The 20,835-nt window shown below is 59.0% G+C and carries 31 protein-coding genes; 25 read left to right on the forward strand and 6 right to left on the reverse strand.

Annotated features, from left to right (window positions below):
* Positions 1-17: 17 nt before the first annotated feature.
* The 13 genes from ACP7E3_RS24120 (at position 18) to ACP7E3_RS24180 (ending at position 11,489) form a co-directional block, all read left to right on the forward strand.
* The gene (locus ACP7E3_RS24120; protein ID WP_201022014.1) at positions 18-590 is read left to right on the forward strand and encodes a phage baseplate assembly protein V; all 573 of its coding nucleotides are present in this window, start codon (positions 18-20) and stop codon (positions 588-590) included.
* The gene (locus ACP7E3_RS24125; protein WP_201022013.1) at positions 587-931 is read left to right on the forward strand and encodes a GPW/gp25 family protein; all 345 of its coding nucleotides are present in this window, start codon (positions 587-589) and stop codon (positions 929-931) included. The genes ACP7E3_RS24120 and ACP7E3_RS24125 overlap by 4 nt, the downstream gene beginning before the upstream one ends.
* Entirely contained in the window at positions 928-1,839 is a 912-nt protein-coding gene (locus tag ACP7E3_RS24130; RefSeq protein ID WP_426124621.1) for a baseplate J/gp47 family protein, read from the forward strand. The genes ACP7E3_RS24125 and ACP7E3_RS24130 overlap by 4 nt, the downstream gene beginning before the upstream one ends.
* Positions 1,839-2,459, forward strand: coding sequence for a phage tail protein I (locus tag ACP7E3_RS24135; protein ID WP_426124623.1), 621 nt, complete (start codon positions 1,839-1,841; stop codon positions 2,457-2,459). The genes ACP7E3_RS24130 and ACP7E3_RS24135 overlap by 1 nt, the downstream gene beginning before the upstream one ends.
* Positions 2,452-3,996 (forward strand): phage tail protein, encoded by a 1,545-nt coding sequence (locus ACP7E3_RS24140; RefSeq protein WP_426124625.1) that lies wholly within the window; start codon positions 2,452-2,454, stop codon positions 3,994-3,996. Before ACP7E3_RS24135 ends, ACP7E3_RS24140 begins: the two co-directional genes overlap by 8 nt.
* On the forward strand, positions 3,993-4,424 hold the full coding sequence (locus ACP7E3_RS24145; RefSeq protein ID WP_426124626.1) for a phage tail protein: 432 nt from the start codon (positions 3,993-3,995) through the stop codon (positions 4,422-4,424). The genes ACP7E3_RS24140 and ACP7E3_RS24145 overlap by 4 nt, the downstream gene beginning before the upstream one ends.
* A gap of 126 nt (positions 4,425-4,550) precedes the next feature.
* Positions 4,551-5,720 (forward strand): phage tail sheath protein, encoded by a 1,170-nt coding sequence (locus ACP7E3_RS24150; protein ID WP_426124628.1) that lies wholly within the window; start codon positions 4,551-4,553, stop codon positions 5,718-5,720.
* Between the two features lie 57 nt (positions 5,721-5,777).
* Complete coding sequence (locus ACP7E3_RS24155; RefSeq protein ID WP_126589576.1) at positions 5,778-6,293, forward strand: phage major tail tube protein; 516 nt, start codon at positions 5,778-5,780, stop codon at positions 6,291-6,293.
* Between the two features lie 50 nt (positions 6,294-6,343).
* A complete protein-coding gene (locus ACP7E3_RS24160; protein WP_126589577.1) occupies positions 6,344-6,679 on the forward strand; it encodes a phage tail assembly protein in 336 nt (111 codons plus the stop codon).
* A gap of 8 nt (positions 6,680-6,687) precedes the next feature.
* The gene (locus ACP7E3_RS24165; protein ID WP_078049802.1) at positions 6,688-6,807 is read left to right on the forward strand and encodes a GpE family phage tail protein; all 120 of its coding nucleotides are present in this window, start codon (positions 6,688-6,690) and stop codon (positions 6,805-6,807) included.
* Positions 6,797-9,778 carry a phage tail tape measure protein gene (locus tag ACP7E3_RS24170; RefSeq protein ID WP_426124630.1) on the forward strand — a complete coding sequence of 994 codons (2,982 nt, stop codon included), beginning with the start codon at positions 6,797-6,799 and terminating at the stop codon, positions 9,776-9,778. The genes ACP7E3_RS24165 and ACP7E3_RS24170 overlap by 11 nt, the downstream gene beginning before the upstream one ends.
* Positions 9,779-9,783: 5 nt before the next feature.
* Entirely contained in the window at positions 9,784-10,224 is a 441-nt protein-coding gene (locus ACP7E3_RS24175; protein ID WP_426124632.1) for a phage tail protein, read from the forward strand.
* Complete coding sequence (locus tag ACP7E3_RS24180; RefSeq protein WP_426124634.1) at positions 10,221-11,489, forward strand: phage late control D family protein; 1,269 nt, start codon at positions 10,221-10,223, stop codon at positions 11,487-11,489. The genes ACP7E3_RS24175 and ACP7E3_RS24180 overlap by 4 nt, the downstream gene beginning before the upstream one ends.
* 62 nt (positions 11,490-11,551) lie before the next feature.
* Here ACP7E3_RS24180 and ACP7E3_RS24185 read toward each other — a convergent pair whose 3' ends face one another.
* The 5 genes from ACP7E3_RS24185 to ACP7E3_RS24205 form a co-directional block, all read right to left on the reverse strand.
* Positions 11,552-11,746 (reverse strand): hypothetical protein, encoded by a 195-nt coding sequence (locus ACP7E3_RS24185; protein WP_057704567.1) that lies wholly within the window; start codon positions 11,744-11,746, stop codon positions 11,552-11,554.
* Between the two features lie 122 nt (positions 11,747-11,868).
* Positions 11,869-12,171 (reverse strand): hypothetical protein, encoded by a 303-nt coding sequence (locus tag ACP7E3_RS24190; RefSeq protein ID WP_426124636.1) that lies wholly within the window; start codon positions 12,169-12,171, stop codon positions 11,869-11,871.
* A gap of 61 nt (positions 12,172-12,232) precedes the next feature.
* A complete protein-coding gene (locus ACP7E3_RS24195; RefSeq protein WP_426124638.1) occupies positions 12,233-12,394 on the reverse strand; it encodes a hypothetical protein in 162 nt (53 codons plus the stop codon).
* A gap of 131 nt (positions 12,395-12,525) precedes the next feature.
* Positions 12,526-12,873, reverse strand: a complete 348-nt coding sequence (locus tag ACP7E3_RS24200) for a DUF2511 domain-containing protein (protein WP_426124640.1) — start codon at positions 12,871-12,873, stop codon at positions 12,526-12,528.
* Positions 12,874-12,882: 9 nt separating this feature from the next.
* Positions 12,883-13,203 (reverse strand): helix-turn-helix domain-containing protein, encoded by a 321-nt coding sequence (locus ACP7E3_RS24205; RefSeq protein ID WP_426124642.1) that lies wholly within the window; start codon positions 13,201-13,203, stop codon positions 12,883-12,885.
* 84 nt (positions 13,204-13,287) lie between these two features.
* On the opposite strand from ACP7E3_RS24205, the gene ACP7E3_RS24210 reads away from it, so the two are divergent.
* The 12 genes from ACP7E3_RS24210 (at position 13,288) to ACP7E3_RS24265 (ending at position 19,614) form a co-directional block, all read left to right on the forward strand.
* Entirely contained in the window at positions 13,288-13,503 is a 216-nt protein-coding gene (locus ACP7E3_RS24210; RefSeq protein WP_201022000.1) for a DNA-binding protein, read from the forward strand.
* A 29-nt stretch (positions 13,504-13,532) separates the two neighbouring features.
* On the forward strand, positions 13,533-14,006 hold the full coding sequence (locus ACP7E3_RS24215; RefSeq protein WP_079443091.1) for a YmfL family putative regulatory protein: 474 nt from the start codon (positions 13,533-13,535) through the stop codon (positions 14,004-14,006).
* A complete protein-coding gene (locus tag ACP7E3_RS24220) occupies positions 14,003-14,296 on the forward strand; it encodes an ogr/Delta-like zinc finger family protein (protein ID WP_201021999.1) in 294 nt (97 codons plus the stop codon). The genes ACP7E3_RS24215 and ACP7E3_RS24220 overlap by 4 nt, the downstream gene beginning before the upstream one ends.
* Positions 14,293-14,667, forward strand: coding sequence for a hypothetical protein (locus ACP7E3_RS24225; protein WP_321851113.1), 375 nt, complete (start codon positions 14,293-14,295; stop codon positions 14,665-14,667). The genes ACP7E3_RS24220 and ACP7E3_RS24225 overlap by 4 nt, the downstream gene beginning before the upstream one ends.
* Positions 14,668-14,738: 71 nt before the next feature.
* Entirely contained in the window at positions 14,739-14,984 is a 246-nt protein-coding gene (locus ACP7E3_RS24230; protein WP_426124645.1) for a hypothetical protein, read from the forward strand.
* 11 nt (positions 14,985-14,995) lie between these two features.
* Positions 14,996-17,794: a toprim domain-containing protein gene (locus ACP7E3_RS24235; RefSeq protein WP_426124661.1), complete on the forward strand. Its 2,799-nt coding sequence runs from the start codon at positions 14,996-14,998 to the stop codon at positions 17,792-17,794.
* Positions 17,795-17,856: 62 nt separating this feature from the next.
* Entirely contained in the window at positions 17,857-18,168 is a 312-nt protein-coding gene (locus ACP7E3_RS24240) for a hypothetical protein (RefSeq protein WP_426124647.1), read from the forward strand.
* Positions 18,169-18,226: 58 nt separating this feature from the next.
* Positions 18,227-18,490, forward strand: a complete 264-nt coding sequence (locus ACP7E3_RS24245; protein WP_426124649.1) for a hypothetical protein — start codon at positions 18,227-18,229, stop codon at positions 18,488-18,490.
* The gene (locus tag ACP7E3_RS24250) at positions 18,490-18,699 is read left to right on the forward strand and encodes a hypothetical protein (protein ID WP_079443084.1); all 210 of its coding nucleotides are present in this window, start codon (positions 18,490-18,492) and stop codon (positions 18,697-18,699) included. Before ACP7E3_RS24245 ends, ACP7E3_RS24250 begins: the two co-directional genes overlap by 1 nt.
* Positions 18,700-18,761: 62 nt before the next feature.
* A complete protein-coding gene (locus tag ACP7E3_RS24255; RefSeq protein WP_321851106.1) occupies positions 18,762-19,079 on the forward strand; it encodes a hypothetical protein in 318 nt (105 codons plus the stop codon).
* The gene (locus tag ACP7E3_RS24260; RefSeq protein WP_079443082.1) at positions 19,076-19,327 is read left to right on the forward strand and encodes a hypothetical protein; all 252 of its coding nucleotides are present in this window, start codon (positions 19,076-19,078) and stop codon (positions 19,325-19,327) included. The genes ACP7E3_RS24255 and ACP7E3_RS24260 overlap by 4 nt, the downstream gene beginning before the upstream one ends.
* A gap of 11 nt (positions 19,328-19,338) precedes the next feature.
* Positions 19,339-19,614, forward strand: a complete 276-nt coding sequence (locus tag ACP7E3_RS24265; RefSeq protein WP_126589590.1) for a pyocin activator PrtN family protein — start codon at positions 19,339-19,341, stop codon at positions 19,612-19,614.
* Here the strand turns inward: ACP7E3_RS24265 and ACP7E3_RS24270 are convergent.
* Positions 19,589-20,740 (reverse strand): tyrosine-type recombinase/integrase, encoded by a 1,152-nt coding sequence (locus ACP7E3_RS24270; protein ID WP_426124652.1) that lies wholly within the window; start codon positions 20,738-20,740, stop codon positions 19,589-19,591. The genes ACP7E3_RS24265 and ACP7E3_RS24270 overlap by 26 nt on opposite strands.
* Positions 20,741-20,835: the final 95 nt, after the last annotated feature.

Here is a 20,835-nt window from a genome sequence, read left to right on the forward strand (position 1 = left end):
TCTACACCATCGGCGCCATGAACGACTTCGCCGCCCTTTCTCGCATGCTCGAAAACCTCATCCGCTTCGGCGTCATCGCCGCCGTGCAGATGGAGCCCCCACGCGTGCAGGTAAAAACTGGAACACTGACCACCGCCTGGCTGCCATGGCTGGCCCTACGCGCCGGGTCTGACCGCGAATGGGACCCGCCCACCGTGGACGAACAGGTGATCCTGTTCAGCCCATCCGGCCAGCTCGCCAACGGCGTCGTCCTAACCGGTCTGTTCAGCGACCACATCCCCGCCAACGGCAACCGCGCCGGCCTGCACCGTCGCACCTACGCCGACGGCGCGGTGATCGAATACGACAGCGTCGCCCATCATCTGAACGCCACCCTACCCGATAGCGGCACCACCAGCCTGGTCAGTAAGGGCGGGATCAACATCATCGGCCCCATCAATCACAAGGGCGATTACAACCAAACCGGCAACCAGAACGTCGTCGGCCTGGTGACCGTCTCCGAAGATGTGATCGCGGCCAACATCAGTCTCGTCAAGCACCTGCACGGCGGCGTGCTGGTGGGCGGTGCGAAGACGGGAAAACCAGAATGAACCGAGAAACCGGCGCAGCCATCAGCACCCTGGACCACATCAGCCAGTGCATCACCGACATCCTCACCACTCGCATCGGCACCCGAGTGATGCGCCGTGAATACGGAAGCCTGCTGCCCGAGCTGGTGGACCATCCGTTCAACGACGCCACGCGCCTGCGTGTGTACGCGGGCACGGTCATGGCGCTGATGCGCTGGGAAACCCGTATCAGCCTCAGCCGCGTGCAGTTCGTCGGCGCGAACCTGCAAGGTCAGTCGGTGCTGGAACTGGAAGGCTCCATCGTCGACACCAATGAAGCGCTGAGCCTGAGCCTTCCGCTGCAACTGGGGGGCAGTGCATGAATTCCTTTGCCGCGATTGACCTCAGTCAGCTCCCCGCGCCGCAGATCGTCGAGCAGATCGACTTCGAACTGATCCTGGCCGAGCGCAAGGCCTACATGATCAGCCTCTGGCCGATCGAGGAACAGGAACAGATTGCCGAGCGCCTCGACATGGATTCGGAGCCCCTGGCCAAGCTGCTGCAGGAGAACGCCTACCGCGAGACCATATGGCGTCAGCGGGTTAATGAAGCGTCCATGGCTAACCTACTGGCCTTTGCCAAAGGCCCCGATCTGGAGCAACTGGCGGGCAACTACAATGTGAAAAAGTTGGTCATCCAGGAAGGCAACGCATTAGCAGTACCGCCTGTGCCAAGGCTCATGGAGAGCGACGACAGCCTACGCGAACGGGCGCAGATGGCCTGGGAAGGACTGAGCACCGCCGGTCCACGCAACAGCTACATCTTCCACGCCCGAGCAGCTGATGGCCGGGTCGCCGACGCCACCGCTGAAAGTCCTTCACCTGCCGTTGCTGTGGTCACCGTGCAATCGCTGCTCGGCGATGGCGCCGCCTCGGCTGACTTGCTCGTCCTGGTCAACACCTACCTCAGAGACGAAGACCGCCGGCCGGTGGCGGACCGCTTGCTTGTCCAGGGTGCGCAGATTCTCAACTACCAGGTCAAAGCCCAGCTCTTCTTGCTCTCCAGCGGGCCAGAGTCGGAACCGGTCCTTGCAGCCGCCGAGCAGCGTTTATTGGCCTACGTCCACCAACGGCGTCGTCTGGGCATGGAAGTTTCAGAGTCAGCCCTGCATGCGGCGTTGCATGTCGAGGGCGTGCGCAAGGTCGAGCTGGAAGGCTGGGTCGATATCGTCGCGACCAAAGCCCAGGCGCCGTTCTGCACCAAAGTCACCGTCACCCGAGGTGTCGAATAATGGCCGCCCAGCAACTGCTACCGGGGAACTCCACGCTGCTGGAACGCCAAGCGGCACAGGCGCTCGCGCAAATTCAGCGCGTGCCCATTCCCCTGCGACAGCTCTGCAACCCAGACACCTGCCCACTTGAAATATTGCCGTACCTGGCCTGGGCCTTTTCGGTGGACCGCTGGGACAGCAAATGGACCGAAGCCGCGAAACGATCTGCCATCCGGTCATCCCACTTCATCCATTCGCGCAAGGGAACCATCGGCGCCCTGCGGCGAGTGGTCGAGCCTTTGGGCTACCTGATCGAAGTTCTTGAATGGTGGCAGACCAATCCTCTGGGCGTGCCAGGCACCTTCGCCATCAAGGTCGGCGTGCTGGAAACCGGCATCACCGAAGAAATGTATCAGGAACTGACCTGGCTGATCGATGACGCCAGGCCCGTCACCCGTCACCTCACTGGCCTGGCTATCAGCCTTGAAACCACGGGCGTGCTCAACATCTTCGCCAGCGTTTACGAAGGCGATGAAATCGACGTTTATCCGCCGGTCATGCGTGACATTGAGGTCACCGGGACCATCGACGTGGTCGGGCGCGAACACTCAATAGACACTCTGGACATTTACCATGGTTGATTTGAACTCTCAGTTTTTTGCGCTCCTCACGAAAGTGGGGAGAGCCAAGCAGGCGAACGCCGACGCGCTTGGTCTTCCCTGGAAGATCACCGAAATGGGGGTAGGTGATGCCAATGACACTGACCCGATCCCGAGCGAGTCGCAAACGCGGCTGATCAATGAATGGCGCCGACGCCCACTCAATCAGCTCCGGGTTGACCCTGCTAACTCGGCAGTGATCATCGCCGAGCAGATTATCCCGGCCGACGAGGGCGGGCGCTGGATTCGCGAGATCGGTCTGTATGACGCGGACGGCGATCTGGTAGCTGTGGCCAACTGCGCCCCGAGCTTCAAGCCGTTGCTGTCGCAGGGCTCCGGCCGCACGCAAGTGGTGCGGATGAATTTCATCGTCGCCAGTACCGGCAATATCACGCTCAAGATTGACCCGGCGGTGGTGTTGGCGACCCGTGACTACGTTGATACGCGGATTCAGGAAGAACTGTTTAAGCTCGACAGCAAGCAGTCGGTACGGGCGGCGACCACGAGTAACATCGCGTTGGCCGGACTTCAGACGGTCGACGGGGTGGCCCTGGTAGCCGGTGACCGCGTGCTGGTGAAAAACCAGGCCGTGGCCAAGGATAATGGTATTTACCTGGCGGCAGCGGCGGTCTGGACCCGGTCGGCGGATGCAGACACCAATGCCGAGGTGACCTCGGCGCTGCTGACGTCGGTCGAGCAGGGCGTCACCCAGGCAGACACGCGCTGGCAGTTGGTCACGGATGGGGGGATTGTCCTGGGCGCCACGGCGCTGACGTTCCAGAACGTGACCCAAGGTTTTGCACCGATCAACTCACCTGCGTTTTCAGGTGCGCCCACGACGCCAACCGCTGCAGTGTTCGACAGCAGTAAAACGCTGGCCAACACCGAATTCGTGCAACGGGCGCTCGGCAATTTGAGCGGCATCAGAATTTATGACGTTACTTCCAGCATGGAGGTATCGGATTTTGGCCGAATTATTCTGGCAAATGCCGGGAGCGTAATAACGCTAACCCTTCCAGCGATTGGCAACGTGCCGATTGGCGCGACACTTCACATCAGAAACGTCGGCAGCGCACCGTTAACCGTAGTGCCGCCTGCTGGCGGAACTATGTCTGCCATTGCCACGCGCTCGCTTACGAATGTTGTCGTTAACGTCGGTTCATCGCTTGAATTAACCATACAAGGCACCAATTATTTTTTTGCGGGTTCAGCATCTTTAAAATATATCCCTGACTTTGCCACCTCAACGAACTCCCAAAAGTTGCCTGGTGGTGATATTGAACAGTGGGGAATTTATATTTCGGCTCCATCAGGTTCAGACACGGTTATTCCATTGGCCTACGCGCTTTCGGAGGTGCCTACAGATATTCAGCTGACGTTTGCCAATTTCTCTAACGGAGAAAATGTCGGTAGTTATCCGGTGCTGCAGGCGAGAAATAGCACGCTTGGAAGTATCACCGTTCGCAATCTTTTTGGCTCGAATGCTTCATTCTTCTGGCGAGTAAGGGGTAAAGCATGACTGTTTTTTATAGCCCTGAAACAGGCTTTTTCTACGACGATCAGGTATGCACGTTTATTCCTGCTGATGCGCGGGAGTTCTCCGCCAAAGCTCGGGATGAGTTGTTAGCCCAAGTCAGTCATGGCAAGCGTTTAGTTTGTGGACCGGACAAATGGCCTGTGGTGATAGACGCACCGGAGCAGGCTGACGAGCAGTTGGCCGAAGTCGAGCGGTATTGGCGCTCAGTTCAGTTGACGGCTACAGACGGCGTAGTGACCCGGCATCGTGATGAGATTGAAGACGGGTCTCCAACCACGCTAACACCGGAGCAATACGCCGAGTTGCAAGCCTACCGGCGCGCACTGCGCAACTGGCCAGAAGCTGGCGAGTTCCCCCTGAGTGAGCACCGGCCTCCAGCGCCGGCTTGGCTAGCCGGGGAGTCTCAGTGAATTCAGCCAGGTGGCACTCACCACTTGGCCATGTAAACACCTCTCCTACAAGTCCCGCCGCTCGCCCATTCGGCGCGCGCGCGGCAGCCTGTGTACTGTCATTCCATCACAGCGCAGGCATAACCCATGGCCGATTATCTCCACGGCGTGCGGGTCATCGAACTCAACGACGGCACCCGCCCCATTCGCACTATCCCCACCGCAGTTATCGGCATGGTTTGCACGGCTGAAGATGCGGACCCGCTCGTTTTCCCCCTGGACACACCCGTCCTGATCACCAACGTGCAAACCGCCGTCGGCAAGGCCGGCGTCAAGGGCACCCTGGCAGCCAGCCTGCAAGGTATCGCCGACCAGACCAAGCCCTACGTCATCGTGGTACGGGTCAAGGAAGGCGCAGACGAAGCGGCTACCACCACCGCGCTGATCGGCACCACCAATGCCGATGGCAAATACACCGGCATGAAAGCTCTGCTCGCCGCCAAGGCCCGCCTGGGCATGACGCCGCGTATTCTCGGCGTGCCTGGCCTCGACAGTTTGCCGGTGGCCACCGCACTCGGCAGCATCGCCAAAGACCTACGCGCGTTCGCCTACGTCAGCGCCTGGAACTGCAAAACCAAGGAAGAGGTGGTGGCGTACCGCGAGAACTTCGGCGCCCGTGAAATGATGGTGATCTGGCCGGACTTCCTGAGCTGGGACACCGTCGCCAACAAGACTGCCAGCGCTTCGGCAGTGGCTCGCGCCCTCGGTCTGCGCGCGAAGATCGATCAGGAGACGGGCTGGCATAAAACTCTGTCTAACGTCGCCGTCAGCGGTGTCACCGGCATCAGCGCCGACGTGTTCTGGGATCTGCAAAACCCGGCCACCGACGCCAACTACCTCAACAGTAACGACGTCACCACCCTGATAAACGCCAACGGCTTCCGCTTCTGGGGTAGCCGCACCTGCAGCGACGATCCGCAGTTCGCTTTCGAGAACTACACCCGCACCGCGCAGATCCTCGCTGACACCATGGCCGAGGCTCACATGTGGGCAGTTGACCGCCCCATGCACGCTTCACTCGTGCGCGACCTAATTGAAGGCGTGAACGCCAAGATGCGCGAGCTGAAATCCCAGGGCTACCTGATCGGCGGCAGTTGCTGGTACCCGGAAGACGTCAACGACAAGGACACCCTCAAGGCCGGAAAGCTCTGGGTGGATTACGACTACACGCCTGTGCCGCCCCTGGAAGACCTCACCTTCCGCCAGCGAATCACCGACCGCTACCTGATCGACTTCGCCAAAGGCATCAACAGCTAAACCGGGCCTCCCCGCAAGGGGAGCTCACCCAGAACCCGAATCCCGGAGAACACCGCCATGGCCCTGCCTCGCAAACTCAAGAACCTCATGCTGTTCAACGACGGCAACATCTACAGGGGTGTGGTGAAGTCCGTCACCCTGCCCGCCCTCGGCCGCAAGATGGAAGCCTATCGCGGCGGCGGCATGAACGGCCCGGTCAAGGCTGACCTGGGCTTTTCCGATGACGGCATCCAGTTCGAATGGAAGACCGGCGGCCTCGATCTGATCAGCCTGAAACAGTTCGGCATGGTGAACGCCTCGGGCGTTGCCCTTCGCTTTACCGGGGCCTTTGAGCAGGACGACACGGCCGAAATCAGTGCTGTGGAAATCGTTGTGCGCGGACGTCACGAGACCATCGAAATGGGTGATGCCACACCAGGGGAAGACACCGAGCATTCGATGACCACTACCTGCACCTACTACAAGTTGACCGTCGACAACGAAGAGATCATCGAGATCGACTTGCTCAACTTCATCGAGAAGGTCAACGGCGTCGACATGCTGGAGAAACAGCGCAACGCCCTGGGCTTCTGACCACCCACCCCACCCAATAACCCGTTCACCCATCACCCGGAGCTATATCCATGAAAACCGCAGGTACCGACGAAGCTGAAGTTAAGCCACTGGCCGACGACAACACCGTCATCCTCGACACCCCAATCCGCCGTGGCACCACCACCATCAACAGCATCACCCTGCGCAAACCCAACGCGGGCGAGCTGCGCGGTGTGAGCCTGGCCGAACTGCTGCAAATCGACGTCAACAGCCTGGTGAAGGTCGTGCCGCGCATCAGTAACCCGACACTCACTGCCGTCGAAGTCACGTCGATGGACCCTGCCGATCTGTTCGCACTCGGCACCAAGGTGTGCGGTTTTTTGCTACAGAAATCGATGAAGACGGACGCATCCCTCGTTGCGTAGACGACGCCATGGCCGACCTGGCCGTGGTTTTTCACTGGGCACCGGCTGATATGGATCAGTTGGGCCTGCAAGAGCTGATGGAATGGCGCGAGCGCGCCAGGGTGCGGAGTTCGACCGATGGCAAATGATCTGCGACTACAGGTGCTGCTCAGTACCATCGACAAGGCCACCCGCCCGCTGAAGCACATCAGCGAAGGGGGCATTGAGACCGCGCGCGCCCTCAAGGCCGCTCGCGACCGCCTGAAAGAACTCACCTCCCAGCAGAAAGACGTCAGCGCCTGGCGGGCTCAGCGGGCAGCCGCTGAACAAACCGGCGCGTCACTCACCGCTGCACGCGACCGAGTCAAATCCCTCAGCCAAGAACTCGCCGCGACCGACGCGCCGACCAGGGCGATGACCAGGAGCTTTCAAGCAGCGGTGCGCGAGGCCCAGCGGCTCAAGCAGCAGCACCAACAGCAGAACGTGCAGTTGCAAGGGCTGCGATCGAAGCTCTACGACGCCGGCATCAGCACTAAAAATCTCGGCACCCATGAGCGCCAGCTGCGCGAGCAAATCAACGCCACCAACGCCAGCATCAGCACGCAAGGCAAGCGCATGGCCGAGCTGAGCGCCCAGCACAAGCGCGCAGCGTTGGCTCGTAGCCAGATGGAAAAGTCCCAGCGCGCCGCCGGCAATCTCGCCGTGAACGGCGCCGCAGGGCTGGGTGTGGGCTACGCAGCAAGCCGACCGATTGCCGCCGCAGTCAAAGCCTTCGCGCCCAACGAGGATTCCGCCACACAGCTCAAGGTGTCGATGATGGACGACACCGGCAAGGTCTCGGAGGACTTCCAGAAGATCACCGACCTGGCCACCAAGCTGGGCGACCGCTTGCCAGGCACCACGGCGGACTTCCAGAACATGATGACCATGCTTCGGCGCCAAGGCCTGAGCGCGCAAAGCATCCTCGGCGGCACGGGTGAGGCAGCCGCGTACCTGGGCGTTCAGCTGAAGATGGAGGCCACTGAGGCGGCGGAATTTGCCGCCAAGATGCAAGACGCCACGCGCACCACTGAAAAAGACATGATGGGCCTGATGGACACCATCCAGCGCGGGTTCTATGCCGGCGTTGACCCAGGCAACATGCTTCAGGGCTTCAGCAAAATCGCCCCGGTGATGGACGTCATCAAGAAGTCAGGGATCGATGCAGCCAAGGAACTGGCACCGCTGCTGATCATGATGGACCAGGCTGGCATGGAGGGCGGTTCCGCCGGCAACGCCTTCCGCAAAATCTTCCAGGCAGGGCTGGACGGGGACCACGTCAATAGCGCCAACAAGATCGCGGCCGGTGGCAATACTGGCGTGTCCTTCAAGTTCACCGACGACAAGGGAAACTTTGCCGGTCTGGAGAACCTGTATGCCCAGGTTGAAAAGCTCAAGGCCTTCAACGACGTCGACCGCAACGCCATCATCAAGAAGCTGTTCGGGGATGACGCTGAAACCCTGACCACCTTGAACACCATGATGAACAAGGGGCTGGCCGGGTATCAGGAGGTCCAGCAGAAGCTGCAAACTCAGGCCGATCTGCGTACCCGCGTCAACGAACAGCTCAACACCCTGACCAACATCATGGAAGCGGCTGAAGGCAGCTTCACCAACGCCATGGCAGAGTTCGGCGCAGCCGTTGCGCCGGACCTGAAGGACCTGATCAAAACCCTGGGCGAGATCGCAAACAGCATCGGCGCCTGGGCTCGAGAGAATCCGAAATTGGCCGGAGGCCTGGTCAAGGTCGTGGCCGCGATTGCTGCGTTGGCATTCGTGTTCGGTGGCCTGGCATTGACCATGGCGAGCATGCTTGGACCGTTCGCCGTGCTGCGCTACGGCATGACCATATTCGGTCTCCAGGGTGGCGGCATCACCAAAATGCTCGGCCGGTTGCTCCCAACGCTGACCGGGTTGGCGCGTAACGTGTTCCCTATGTTGGCCCAGGGTGCCCGTCTGTTCGCTACCACACTGGGTGGTGCTGTCAGCACAATCGGCACTGCGATACTCGCAACACCTATTGGATGGTTGATGGCAGCAATTGCAGCCCTCATCGCTGCTGGTTTCCTGGTTTACAAATACTGGAAGCCGATAAAAGGTTTCTTCCTCGGCTTCTGGCAAGGGCTTACCGCAGCCTTGCAACCCGTGCTCAGTGGATTCAGTAAATTTGGCGGGCTGTTGAGCAGTCTGGCGAAAGCCGCCTATTCCATACCTGTTGTGGGGACTGCGTTGCGGCTGCTTGGCAGCATCGTAAAACCACTGTTCGACATGATCTCCGCCGGCATCAGCGGTCTGATTGGTTGGTTCAGTGACCTGTTGAAACCGGTCGAGGACGTCGGCGGCGCGGCCCAATCGATGGGGCAGCGGTTCGGCGCAGCCTTCGGCAACATGATCATGACGCTGCTGCAGAGCATCAGCTCAATCGCCACTGGTGCCGTCAACCTATGGGCAAACATCAAGACCAGCTTTGACCAGGGCCTCTCTGGCATTCTTCAGTTGATCACTAACTTCAGCCCGCTTGGCTTGTTCTACCAGGCCTTTTCCGGGGTTATGAACTACTTCGGCGTGGAACTGCCTGGGAAATTCACCGAGTTCGGCAGCATGATAGTGAATGGTCTGGTCAATGGGCTGACAGCCGGTCTCGGCGCCGTCAAAGACACCATCAGCTCGATCGGCGACGCCAGCATCGGTTGGTTCAAGGAAAAACTCGGCATCCACAGCCCATCACGGGTGTTCGCGGAGCTGGGTGGGTTCACCATGGCCGGCCTCACTCAAGGCCTAGAAGGTGGGCAGAAAGGCCCGCTGAACGCGCTGACCAGCATGAGCAAACAGCTGACCGCCGCCGGAACCTTGGCCCTGGGCGCAACCGCCATGCCGGCGTTTGCCGTGGATAACACGCCCCCCATCAGCAGTGCGCCTGCCGCAGCCGTTTACGACAGCCACGACACCTACGAATTCTCCATCACAGCAGGGCCTGGCACAGACCTGCAAAGCCTGGAAAAGACCGTGCGCGCCATGCTGACCCGCATCGAAAACGAAAAGAAAGCGCGTCAGCGCAGCAAACTTTCGGACCTGGAATAACCACCATGATGATGGCCCTCGGCATGTTCGTGTTCAGCCTCAGAACCGCCGCCTACCAGGAGCTGCAACGCCAAACCGATTGGCGTCACGCCAGCAACAACCGCGTCGGCGCCGCTCCCGCGAGGCAATTCGTCGGCCGTGGCGAAGACACTATCACCCTCCCCGGCATCATCCTGCCGGAGCTGACCGGCAGCGCCCTCAGCCTCGACGCCCTGCGCCTGATGGCAAACACCGGCAAGGCCTGGCCCATGGTCGAAGGCAGTGGCCGGATCTACGGCCTGTGGGTGATCGAAAGCATGAGCGAGACCAAGACCATCTTTTTCAGCGACGGTACCCCACGGCGCATCGAGTTCACCCTGAGCCTGAAGCGCACCGACGACGACCGCATCGACCTGCTGGGTGCGGCTACCAGTACTGGCGTCAACATCCTGCGAGGCCTGCTGTGATCGAATCGGTCATATCCAAAGTCACCGGCTACGTGCGCAGCACCGCCGAGCAGTATGTCCGTGACGCGGCCTATCCCGTGCCGGCTTTTAGGCTCACCGTCGACGGCCTGGACATCGCGCAACTGGTCAGCCCTCGCCTGATGAGCCTGGAGCTGACCGACAACCGCGGAGTCGAGGCCGACCAGCTCAGTATTACCCTCAGTGACCATGACGGCCTGCTGTCGATCCCGCCAAAGGGCGCGGTGCTGCGGTTGTGGCTGGGCTGGAGCGATACCGGCCTGGTGGACAAGGGCACCTATACCGTCGACGAAACCGAACACACAGGAGCTCCGGACGTGCTGAGCATCCGCGCTCGATCGGCAGACCTGCGCAAGGGCCTAAAAACCAAACGCGAGCGCAGCTGGAGCAACACCACCCTCGGCAAAGTCCTGGGCGATATCGCCATCGGCAACGGCCTCACCACCACCATTGCCGGCACGCTCGACGGTTTGCCCATCCTGCAGCTCGACCAGGCCAACGAATCCGACGCCAACCTGATCAGCCGCCTGGGCGAAGAGTTCGACGCGGTGGCCAGTGTCAAAGCCGGTTGCCTGCTGTGCCTACCGGCCGGCGGAGGCAAGACCGCCAGCGGCCTGGATCTGCCACACATCACCCTCACCCGCGCCGACGGTGACCAACACCGATACCTGCAGGCCGAACGCGACAGCTACGACGGCGTGCGTGCGTACTACTACGACGTGAGCAGTGCAAAAAAACAGGAAGCCATTGCCGGTGGCGGTGACAACCTCAAAGACCTGCGCCATACCTACAGCGACCAGCAGTCTGCCCTGCGCGCCGCACGGTCTGAGTTCCGGCGGCTGCAACGCGGCAGTGCCACACTCAGTTACAACCTGGCCATGGGCCGGCCGGATCTGATCCCTGAGCTGACGTACACGCTCCAGGGCGTGAAAGCGGAAATCGACGAGATCATCTGGTACGGCGGCAACGTACAGCACAGCCTGAGTGCGGACGGCGGGTATACGGTGAGCCTGGAGCTGGAGAGCAAGCTGCCGGAGGACAATGTTGAGGACCTGGCGGAAGAGAACAGAGGCGATTACACGGGGATCATCGCGTACTACCGGGACCATAAAACAGGGAAGGAAAAGACGATTACGGCGGGGGATCAGTCGAAACCGAGACGGTTGCGGTGGCTATACGCGAGCGAAAAGACGGCCAAGCGGGCGGTGGATCGAGAGTGGAAGAAAATGCAGACCGTAGGCGCGTAAGGATTCACCCGTCCCAAAAAACAAAACCCGGCAATCGCCGGGTTTGAATGAAGATCAGAGACCTATTTGGTCAGTAGCTGAAGTACTTGGTCAAACCGATTGTTCACTACCCAAGCCAGAATGGCCACGATAACCAGCGAAGCACCAGCGAAATAGGCCAGCCTATTTTTGATGATTTTGACGTCACCACGGACTTCATCCAGATCTCTACGGATGTACTCAACGTGGGTTTCAAGTTTCGCTACGCGCGCTTCCATTGGATCATCTCCCGGGGGTCCCGGTGGGGGTCTGACTCCATTATCGTCCCCACCTCCATTTCTGTCACCCTCGAAGCGACCAGGGAACCTGTCATTCAGGTTAACCAGCTCAAACGGCTCGCTCATAGCGTCTCCTTGGGCGGACCGACTTCAATTACGTCGGGCTCGACAAGAACACCATCCAATGCCTCAAGGGCGTGCAAGCGCATGAACCCACAATTTTTGCAGTAAAGCATCACCGCAGCTGGGCCACTCAGAGCAAAATTTTGCCCAAACGCCCAGGGAATCCGTACACCAGTAGAGCCTGTAACATGAGGCAACACCCAATCATCGTGCTCGCAAAACGGGCATCTTGGTTTTGTTATGCGCTCTTTGAATACTTGCTTCAGACGATCTGTATCAAGGCTTTGATAATCGCTAGACACGTGCCCTCCCTATGCTCTGGGTCAACCTCAATCAAAAACCCGGCATTGCCGGGTTCCTCCATCACTTCGCGTTTAACAGCACATCAATGAACCGCAGAATGTCCTTTTGTCGCTGCTGATCAAGTTGCCTGAACATCTGCAAAACCAACCTCTCGCGCTGATTCAAATTCTCAAACTCAACGCTCTCCGACTGCTTGACCTGCTCCCCGTTACTCGTGGACATGTGTCACTCCCTTCCACACATCCGGATGCCTGGCACCAACCTAGGTGCCAACCAAAGCACCCGGTGGAGAGAAGAATTTTCAGCGTGTGCAGGTGCGCAACAATCCTACGTAATAATTTTCAGAAAACGGATCACGGCTTCGGGCATAAATCCTGCGCGATTTGTACAAAGTTGCTGTAGTCCATCTTTATGGCCGGCATGGAAGGGTTTGGCTTTGTAATATCCTGTCCGTCTGCCCAACCGCGACTTTTGGCGATCGTGCGGGCACTCCCATTTAGCGCATAGACTGTTCCATCAGCGGTCCTGGCCAATGCTTTGGGCGATGGTCCGTCGCACATAAGGTCGACGCTGTCGACTGTGAAAGGCCACGCATCTCCAAAATCCGCGCTTGATATGGACCGCTCCCTTCCGTCAGCAACCGACGTCAGAGACAGCAGCAGCCCGCAAATCAATATCAAAACCTTGTTTCCCTGGTTCATCAGACTTCCTTATCGTTTCTGGTTGAATGCCTGTAAGAGCCGCTTCACTGCGCCTTTGTCGTCTTCATTCAAAGAACGCACGATTTCGACCATCTCCATTTCATCGGTTGACAGCGTTCTGTCCTCCAAAGACAGGCGCTGACCTGTGACCACATAAAAAATATCCACGCCTTTTTCTGCCACGGCTGCCAAATAAGTCGCATCCGGGCTTCCGGCGCCTTTTTCATAATTAATTTGAGTGGTTTTTCCGACCCCTCCAGCCGCGCCCAAATCAGTCTGGCTGAGTTTTAGGCGCAACCTCTCTTCCTTCAGCCGAACGCTGATGGTCATATTTTTGAACCTCAAGCATTGACAGGTTCAAATATATGAACCAATATCATCACACCATTACGCGAAATCACACGAATCCGAACTATGCACGCCACCTACGCACCCGAGCAAGCGTGCCAGGACGCTAGAACACGCCTGGAACTAAGGGGTATGTCCGTGAAGGACTTCGCCGTTCAGTACGACCTTCATCCCTCAACCGTGTATGCGGTACTGAACGGGCAGAAAAAGTGCCTGCGCGGTGAGGCCCATCGCGCCGCCGTTTTACTCGGCATCAAGAAAGACGGCGTGATCACAAACTAGGGCCTCTGGCTCCAAGGGGAAACCAGAAGATGAAACGCCCAGTTCTAGCGACTAAGCGGCAGGTCATGAGCGCTGTGATCAACGACTACAAAGGCGGTCGTGAATGCGCAGCAGCTCGCCTCGGTTACGAACTCAAGAAGTTCGATAACCACATCTACGAAAACGCCGGTAGCCGGCCTCTGACGGATGAGCAAATTCACTGCCTGGAACAGGATGCGGGAACTACTCACCTGCCCGAGTACATCGCGGCGCTGTATGGCGGCATGTTCGTTCCCCTGGCTAAGCCAGAGAAACTGGACAACGTCGACCTCTACAGCCGCTCCGTCAATGCTGCTGCCAAGCGGGGCGTCGTCGACCAGATCATCGCCAAGGCGCTGGACGATGGAGTGATTGAGCCGGATGAAGCCGAGGCAATCATCGCTGCCCATAACCGCTATATGTCTGCCCGCCACTCAGAAGTGCTTGCCACGATCCAGTTGCACAGCAAGGGGACCGTACAGTGAGCACCTACAAACTTGTCTGCCCCCATTGCCACGGCCGCATGCGTATCCGTACCAGCGAAGGCCAGCACATCTTTTTGCGCATCACCTACATGCAATGCACCAACGAAGCATGCGGCTGGTCGGTGCGTGCTGAATTTCAAATGACCCACGAACTGAGCCCCAGCGGCATGCCCAACCCAGCTGTAAAGCTGCCGATTGCGGACGTGGTCATTCGTCGCCAGGCAATGAAAACCGCCAACGATCAACCCGATCTGTTGGACCAGCTGGAAATGGAGGCCACAACCGTATGAAAACCATCGCCCTGACTACCAACCCCACCAGCGACTACCGTGCCGCGATGCAACAAGCGGCGGTGGCCTACCTCTACCGCCACCGTTGCGAGCATCTGGCCGGTGACAGCCAATTGCTCGACAACTGCGCCCGGTACCTGACGCTGTCTCTTGAAGTCCCTCAGCATCTGGTGCAGCGCATCGCTGAGTTGGCCGTCTCTGAGTTCGAGAGCATGACCTGCAAGCGTATTGCCTGGCTTGGCGTTCACCCCAACAGCGGCGCGTACCGCCCGGTCATCTGGCTGCTCGATAACTGCACCCAACAGCGACACCCCGTTTCAGCACGTTTGCTCCCCACACGGCTGCTGCTGACTCGCAACCTCCCGCACTAATCCGAACCCCATCCCTGATTGATACCCGCGCCGCGTGGGTAGGGGAAACTTGCAACTTACTGGTGGCCGAAATGAGCAAAATCACCATAAAACTGGAGCTGGACGAACAGCAGGCGCAGAAATACCTGCTGTGGTTGACCACTCAGTACGAAGTCACCATGGCTGATATTTGGTACTCCGATCGCTACCGGAATGTGCCGAGCGGTCAGCGGGCACCGAAGGTGCTTGAGGACTTGCCCTACCTGGCCGGCATCTGCAAGACGCGCAGCGAGCTGAAAAAGCAGCTCGTCGTGGCTGTTGCGGAGCATGCGCAGTGAATCGCAAGCCCATGGAGCAACAGATCCGCACTGATGTACTTCAGCGCCTGGAATCTGATTACGGCCTGCAGCACATGGTCGGCACGCACTACATGCGCAAGGGCACCTGCCCGCAATGCAATCAGAAACGCCTGTTTTCCCGCCACGACGAACCTTGGTTCATACGCTGTGGCCGCGAGGAAAAATGCCGGTACATGGCTCCGACCAAGGAGCTGTACCCGGACCTGTTCGACGACTGGAGCAAGCGTGCGCCGGCCACCAGTGATCAGCCTGCCGCCAGTGCCAAGGCGTACCTGTCGTTTGCCCGAGGTTTTCGCGTCGAGCTGATTGAGGGCTGGTACACCCAGGAGAGCTACTTCGATCGCGACCTGAACATCGGCTCAGCAACCGTCCGCTTTCCCCTGGAGCATGGTGGGTACTGGGAGCGCTTGATTGACCAGCCTTCCCGCTTCGGCAAGAAGAAGGCCCGCTTCCAGCCTCTCAATAGCTACAGGGGGCATTGGTGGTGCCCGCCATGCCTAGACCTGCTGGAGGTAGACGAGCTGTGGATTGTTGAAGGCATTTTCGATGCCATAGCGCTCGTTCAGAACGGCATATCTGCTGTTGCCGCCCTGTCGTCAAACGCGTTTCCAGAAGAGTCGCTGAAGGCACTCGTCACCGCGCGCGGCGGTAAAACACCCAAGTTGGTTTGGGCCTTGGACAACGAGCCAGGCGCTCACAAATACACACGTAGCTGGGTCAAACGTGCCCGCGAACTCGGCTTCACCTGCGACGCCGCCCAGGTATCGCAGCCGGATGCACGCAAGGTTGACTGGAACGATCTGCATCAGCGATGGGCGTTTATCGACGACGAGAAAGCCCGTGCCGAGCGCATCGACAAAGACCTGAAAGAAGCCCGTCACCAGGGCGCCCTGCTCATTGCTGAGAGTGCCAGCGACAAGGCATTGCTCATGTACCAGTGGCGGGAGCGGGAGGAGTTCCACTTCTGTTTCGACTCCCGCCTGTATTGGTGGAAATTGGATCTCGCGAAATACAACAGTGCCAAGCAAGCGCTGGAGAAAAGCGATGACCAGGAAGCCCAGGTGCTGAACGAAAAGCAGCTCCGGGAGAAAGCGCTGAACGTGGCCGGCTGCGTCGTCGAAATCGCCAACTGCTACCCCAAAGCCCTCTATTTCCAACGCAACGAGATCACCGACGAATCTTGGTACTTCTTCCGCGTCGACTTCCCGCACGACGGTGGCTCTGTGAAAAACACCTTCACCGGTGGCCAGGTCGCCGCCGCCAGCGAATTCAAAAAAAGACTTCTCGGCATGGGCGCCGGGGCCGTGTTCACCGGCAGTGGACAACAGTTGGACAAACTCATGAAAGACCAGCTTTTCGGCATTAAGACCGTTCAGACCATCGACTACGTGGGCTACAGCAAGGAATACCACTGCTACGTGTTCAACGACGTCGCCGTCCGCGAAGGCCAGGTCATCCACATCAACGAAGAGGAGTTTTTTGAGATGGGCAAGCTGAAACTCAAGACCCTGCAAAAGGGCGTGAAGATCGATCTGGAGAAGGATGGCAAAAAATACGATCAGCAGTGGTTAGGACTTCTGTGGCAGTGCTTCGGCGCTCAGGGCATCGTCGCACTGACTTTCTGGTTTGGCTCACTGTTCGCCGAACAGATCCGCGCTCGGTACCAGTCGTTTCCGTTTCTTGAAGCCACGGGCGAAGCCGGCGCCGGCAAGACCACCTTACTCACCCTGCTCTGGAAACTGGCGGGCCGGGACGGTTACGAAGGGTTCGACCCGTCCAAATCCACCAAGGCCGGCCGCAGCCGCTTGATGGGCCAGGTCTCCGGCATGCCCATCGTGCTGCTGGAATCTGACCGCAGCGGCGACGACAAGGCCCACGCCAAGACCTTTGAGTGGGACGAACTTAAGGACTACTACGGCGGCGGGACGCTCGCGACCAAGGGCGTTAAAACCGCCGGCAACGAGACCTACGAGCCCCCATTTCGCGGCACGATCGCCATCAGCCAGAACGCCCCTGTCGTGGCGTCTGAAGCGATCATGACCCGGATCGTGAAACTGCATTTTGTGCGCCCGAACGTGACGCCTGAGAGCCGCGCGGCGGCAGACCGGCTAAACGCTCTGGAAGGCTCGACACTCAGCAATTTTGTTCTACAGGCCGTTCGCAAAGAGCTGGAAGTGATGGACCTATTCGCCCAGCGCATCCCTGGCTACGAGGCGAAATTGCGCAATCTGCATTCGCATTGCTTCGCCTGCGAGACCCCGTTTCACGACGAGCAAAGCGATTGTCACCACTGTGGCAACAAGCTGCGCGGTTACATCCGCGTGGAGCGGATCAACAAGAACCACGCCCAGTTGCTAGCCCTGCTCGACTGCCTGTGCATGGTGGTGCCTCTGACTGAACCGCAGATCAGCCACACCCGCACGCAGATTATTCGCATGGCGATCGAGCGCCAGTCTTCGATCAGCTCCGACCACCCGGTAGTGGCTGAATTCTGGGAAGTGTACGAGTACCTCGAAGGTCTCGACGCCGACGGCCCGGTGGTCAACCACAGCAAGAAAGACAACATCATCGCCATCAACCTCAACGACTTTGTGAAGTGCGCGGCCGAGTATCGCCAGAAGATCGCCGACGTCAGCGAGCTGCGCGAGCGCCTGAAAGACTCCCGCTCCCGGAAGCTGCTCGACATCAACAAAGCCACTGACAGCGCGGTACGGGCTCACCAGGCCAAGACCAGCAACGCAGTCATCACCAAGCAACCCATCGTGAAGTGCTGGCACTTCCAGGCCTGACCAATCAACAGCAACACCCGCCAGGCGCTGCAACGCCGGCCACCACCCAAAGGAGAAGCACCATGCACGTACAAGTCATCACCGGCGACGGCGAAAAGGGGGAAACCAACCGCCTACGACATCTGAAAGAGCTGAAGGCCTGGTTCAACGAGTCAGGGAAGATTGTTCACGCCGAAGCCTACGACCCCGCTGGGTTGGTCGCGATCCTGGAGGTTCGTGCGGTAAGCGATAAAGAAATCCTCGTGCTGGAGTGCAGCCGGGAACAGATCCAGGCAGTCCTGGAATGGCAGTCAGCAACTGATGAGGTTGTTGAGTTTGAGAACCTGCTGCTGCACCTGGTGCGGAAGCAAAACCCAACCGGCGAAAGCCGATAAGAAGGTGGTGTCGAGGGGCTGCAACCCCTCGACACCGACCACCCAAAGGAGAAGCACCATGCAAGTGAATCAACCCCAAGGCGGCGCTGTAGAGGCTACCACAACCCCGCTGGCTATCGGCGACACGGTCAGCTACGTCGCAATGAGCTGCGGCGGTCGGGAATATCGTTTGAGCGCTCGTACAGGCGTGATCGTCGCCATCGACGGCAATGTTGCAACTCTGCGCGCCGGGAACGGCCGCAGTGTCACACAACCACTCGACAAGCTGACTCCAGACGGCCAGCCCAATGCACTGACGCGCATGCTCATGGGAGGGAACTGATGGACCCAAGAATCCGAACCCGCCCCGCTATGGCGAGCCACCGGTTGGACTTGCCCAGCCGCTGCGACATCTGCGGCAAGGCACGCTCCACCCGGAAGCACGGCGCCTGTAGCCGCATCCGTCAGCAGAGCAAATCGGCGGAATGGGCTGCATTCATGGCCGAGCGTGAAGCGGCCAAACAGAACAAACCGCGTCGATACGCGCACTGATACCCAACACAGGCCAGACACGGGGAGCTGCAACTCCCCCACTGCCTGAAAGGAGAAGCACCATGCATTCAAATCAAAATTCGAGCGACACCCGCACTTTTTACTCTTTTGAGCCAGTGACACCAGTATCGGCACCATTGGAACTGACCGCTGACCTGCGCTACATCCTAGGTATTCCTCACACCAAATTAGCCAGTACAGCCCAGCTACTGCGGCAGCAAGGGCACTGTATTGGGGAGCGTAGTGAAGATGAGCAAGCCGCTGTCATCCATTGGATGCTCGGCCACTACCTTCGTCGCGGTATCCATTGGAGGGTGTTCGCTTACGCAGAACTCGACGCCAACGATGACTTTCCAGGGTTTCCGGGAGACGAGTCATGACCGTATTCCTGCTGCTGTACCTGTGCGCGGATGCGTCACGAACGGATTGCCAGGTGGTGAAGGCTGATAGCTGGAGCGGCCCCCACGCCTACGAGCAATGCACCGACGTCGTGCCTAGCTTGACCGAGGCGCTGACTGCGCCCAACCAAAAGCGGCATCAGTTCGTTTGCGAAATCCAGGGCGCCATGGCGAAACCCGCAGAACATAAGGCTCAGCCGGTGTTCATTCACCAATCGTTTCGGATGTGAGGGGGTCCATCATGAACACAGCCTTTATCCTGATGGCCCAATACGACGGCCAGGCAATCATCTCGCTGGAGCAGGTTTGCCGGGATTACTTCACGCACCTTACGCCGGAAATGTTCCAGCGCAAGGTGATGAGTGGTCAGATCAAGATTCCCATCACACGCCTGGAGCCGAGCCAGAAGTCGGCCAAGGGCGTTCATCTCACTGACCTGGCCGCATATCTAGATCGACAGCGCGCCGCCGCGGTTAAAGAGCACAACCAGCTCAACGGGTTAAAACACGCCTTTTAAGCCACTTCTGTGATGCGGCGCCCAGTTGGACGGGCGCCCTCAGGATTTTCTCGTGCCATTCCCAGCCCACATAGCGGTCACCCTTGCCGCGCAGGTGGGTGTATCGACGCATCGAATTCCAATCCCTGTGGCCGGAAACACTAGCCACACGCGGAATGTCCCAGTCCATCTCAAACAGGCGGCTGACGCCTTCATGTCGAAGGTCGTGAAAGTGCAGGTCCGCGATGTTCAAAAACTTGCAGGCTTTCGCCCAGGAGGTGGATATAGATTCAGGGCTGTAGGGGAATATGTCTTCGCCGGCCTTCGGCATTGTTTGGAGGATCTGCCACGCCTCATCCGGCAGGTAGCACCAAACGTCGTTGCCGATCTTCTGCCCGGGGTTCTTCATGTCGCGCACCAGCACCCGCTGGCCAGGCTCGTCGACGTCCGCCCAACGGATACGGGTTATTTCATCCAGCCGTCGCGTGGAGAACAGGGCAAAACCCACGACCTTCAGCATATTAGTGACGCTCGGGCGCCTCGCCTGCATGGCTTGGTAGTGCGTCAGCACCATTCCCAGTTCGTCCAACGTCGGCCGGCGGTCACGCTCGCGGCTTTTGAGGTTGTAGCCGAGTTTCCGTAGCACTCGTCGGGCGCCGCTCATCGCGAGTGGATCGACCTGGTAACCCCATGCGTCTTTGGCAATCGCCAGAACAGCGCCGAGGTGCGCCAGGTCGTTGCCGGCGGTCTGGGGTTGGACCCCGCCGCCCGCCTTGCTCATGCGCCAAAGGGCAAAGTCGACCAGGCGTTGGGTATTGATGTCTGTATCGTTCAGCTTGCCGATGTCCATCTTGCCGATGGCTTCGAGCGTGGCCTTCTTGGTTTTGCCCAGCGGACGGGCCTTCTCCACTTCCAACAGATACTGCTCGATCATTTCTTTGACGGTGACGTCCTTACGGTTTGCCCGCTCGATCGCACCAGGCTCATCCAGCTCAGACTCGCGCTTACGCGCCCAGGCCTGGGCGGCCTGTTTTCGGGCGAAGGTCTGGCTCTCTTGGTAGACTTGCACTCCGTCGCGCTTGATGCGGATCTGAGCCGTGTAGCTCAGAGTCCCATCCGCCAGTTTTCTTGCCCTGATAGTCGCCATATCGAAAGTGGTACGCGTCAGTTTTTGGGTGGTACATCGTACCACCGAGCCTTAAAAAAGGCCTGAAAACGCCCTAAAACCTGCCGAATACACGT

It is taken from the genome of Pseudomonas sp. PSPC2-3 (assembly GCF_049898265.1).
GTDB lineage: Bacteria > Pseudomonadota > Gammaproteobacteria > Pseudomonadales > Pseudomonadaceae > Aquipseudomonas > Aquipseudomonas veronii.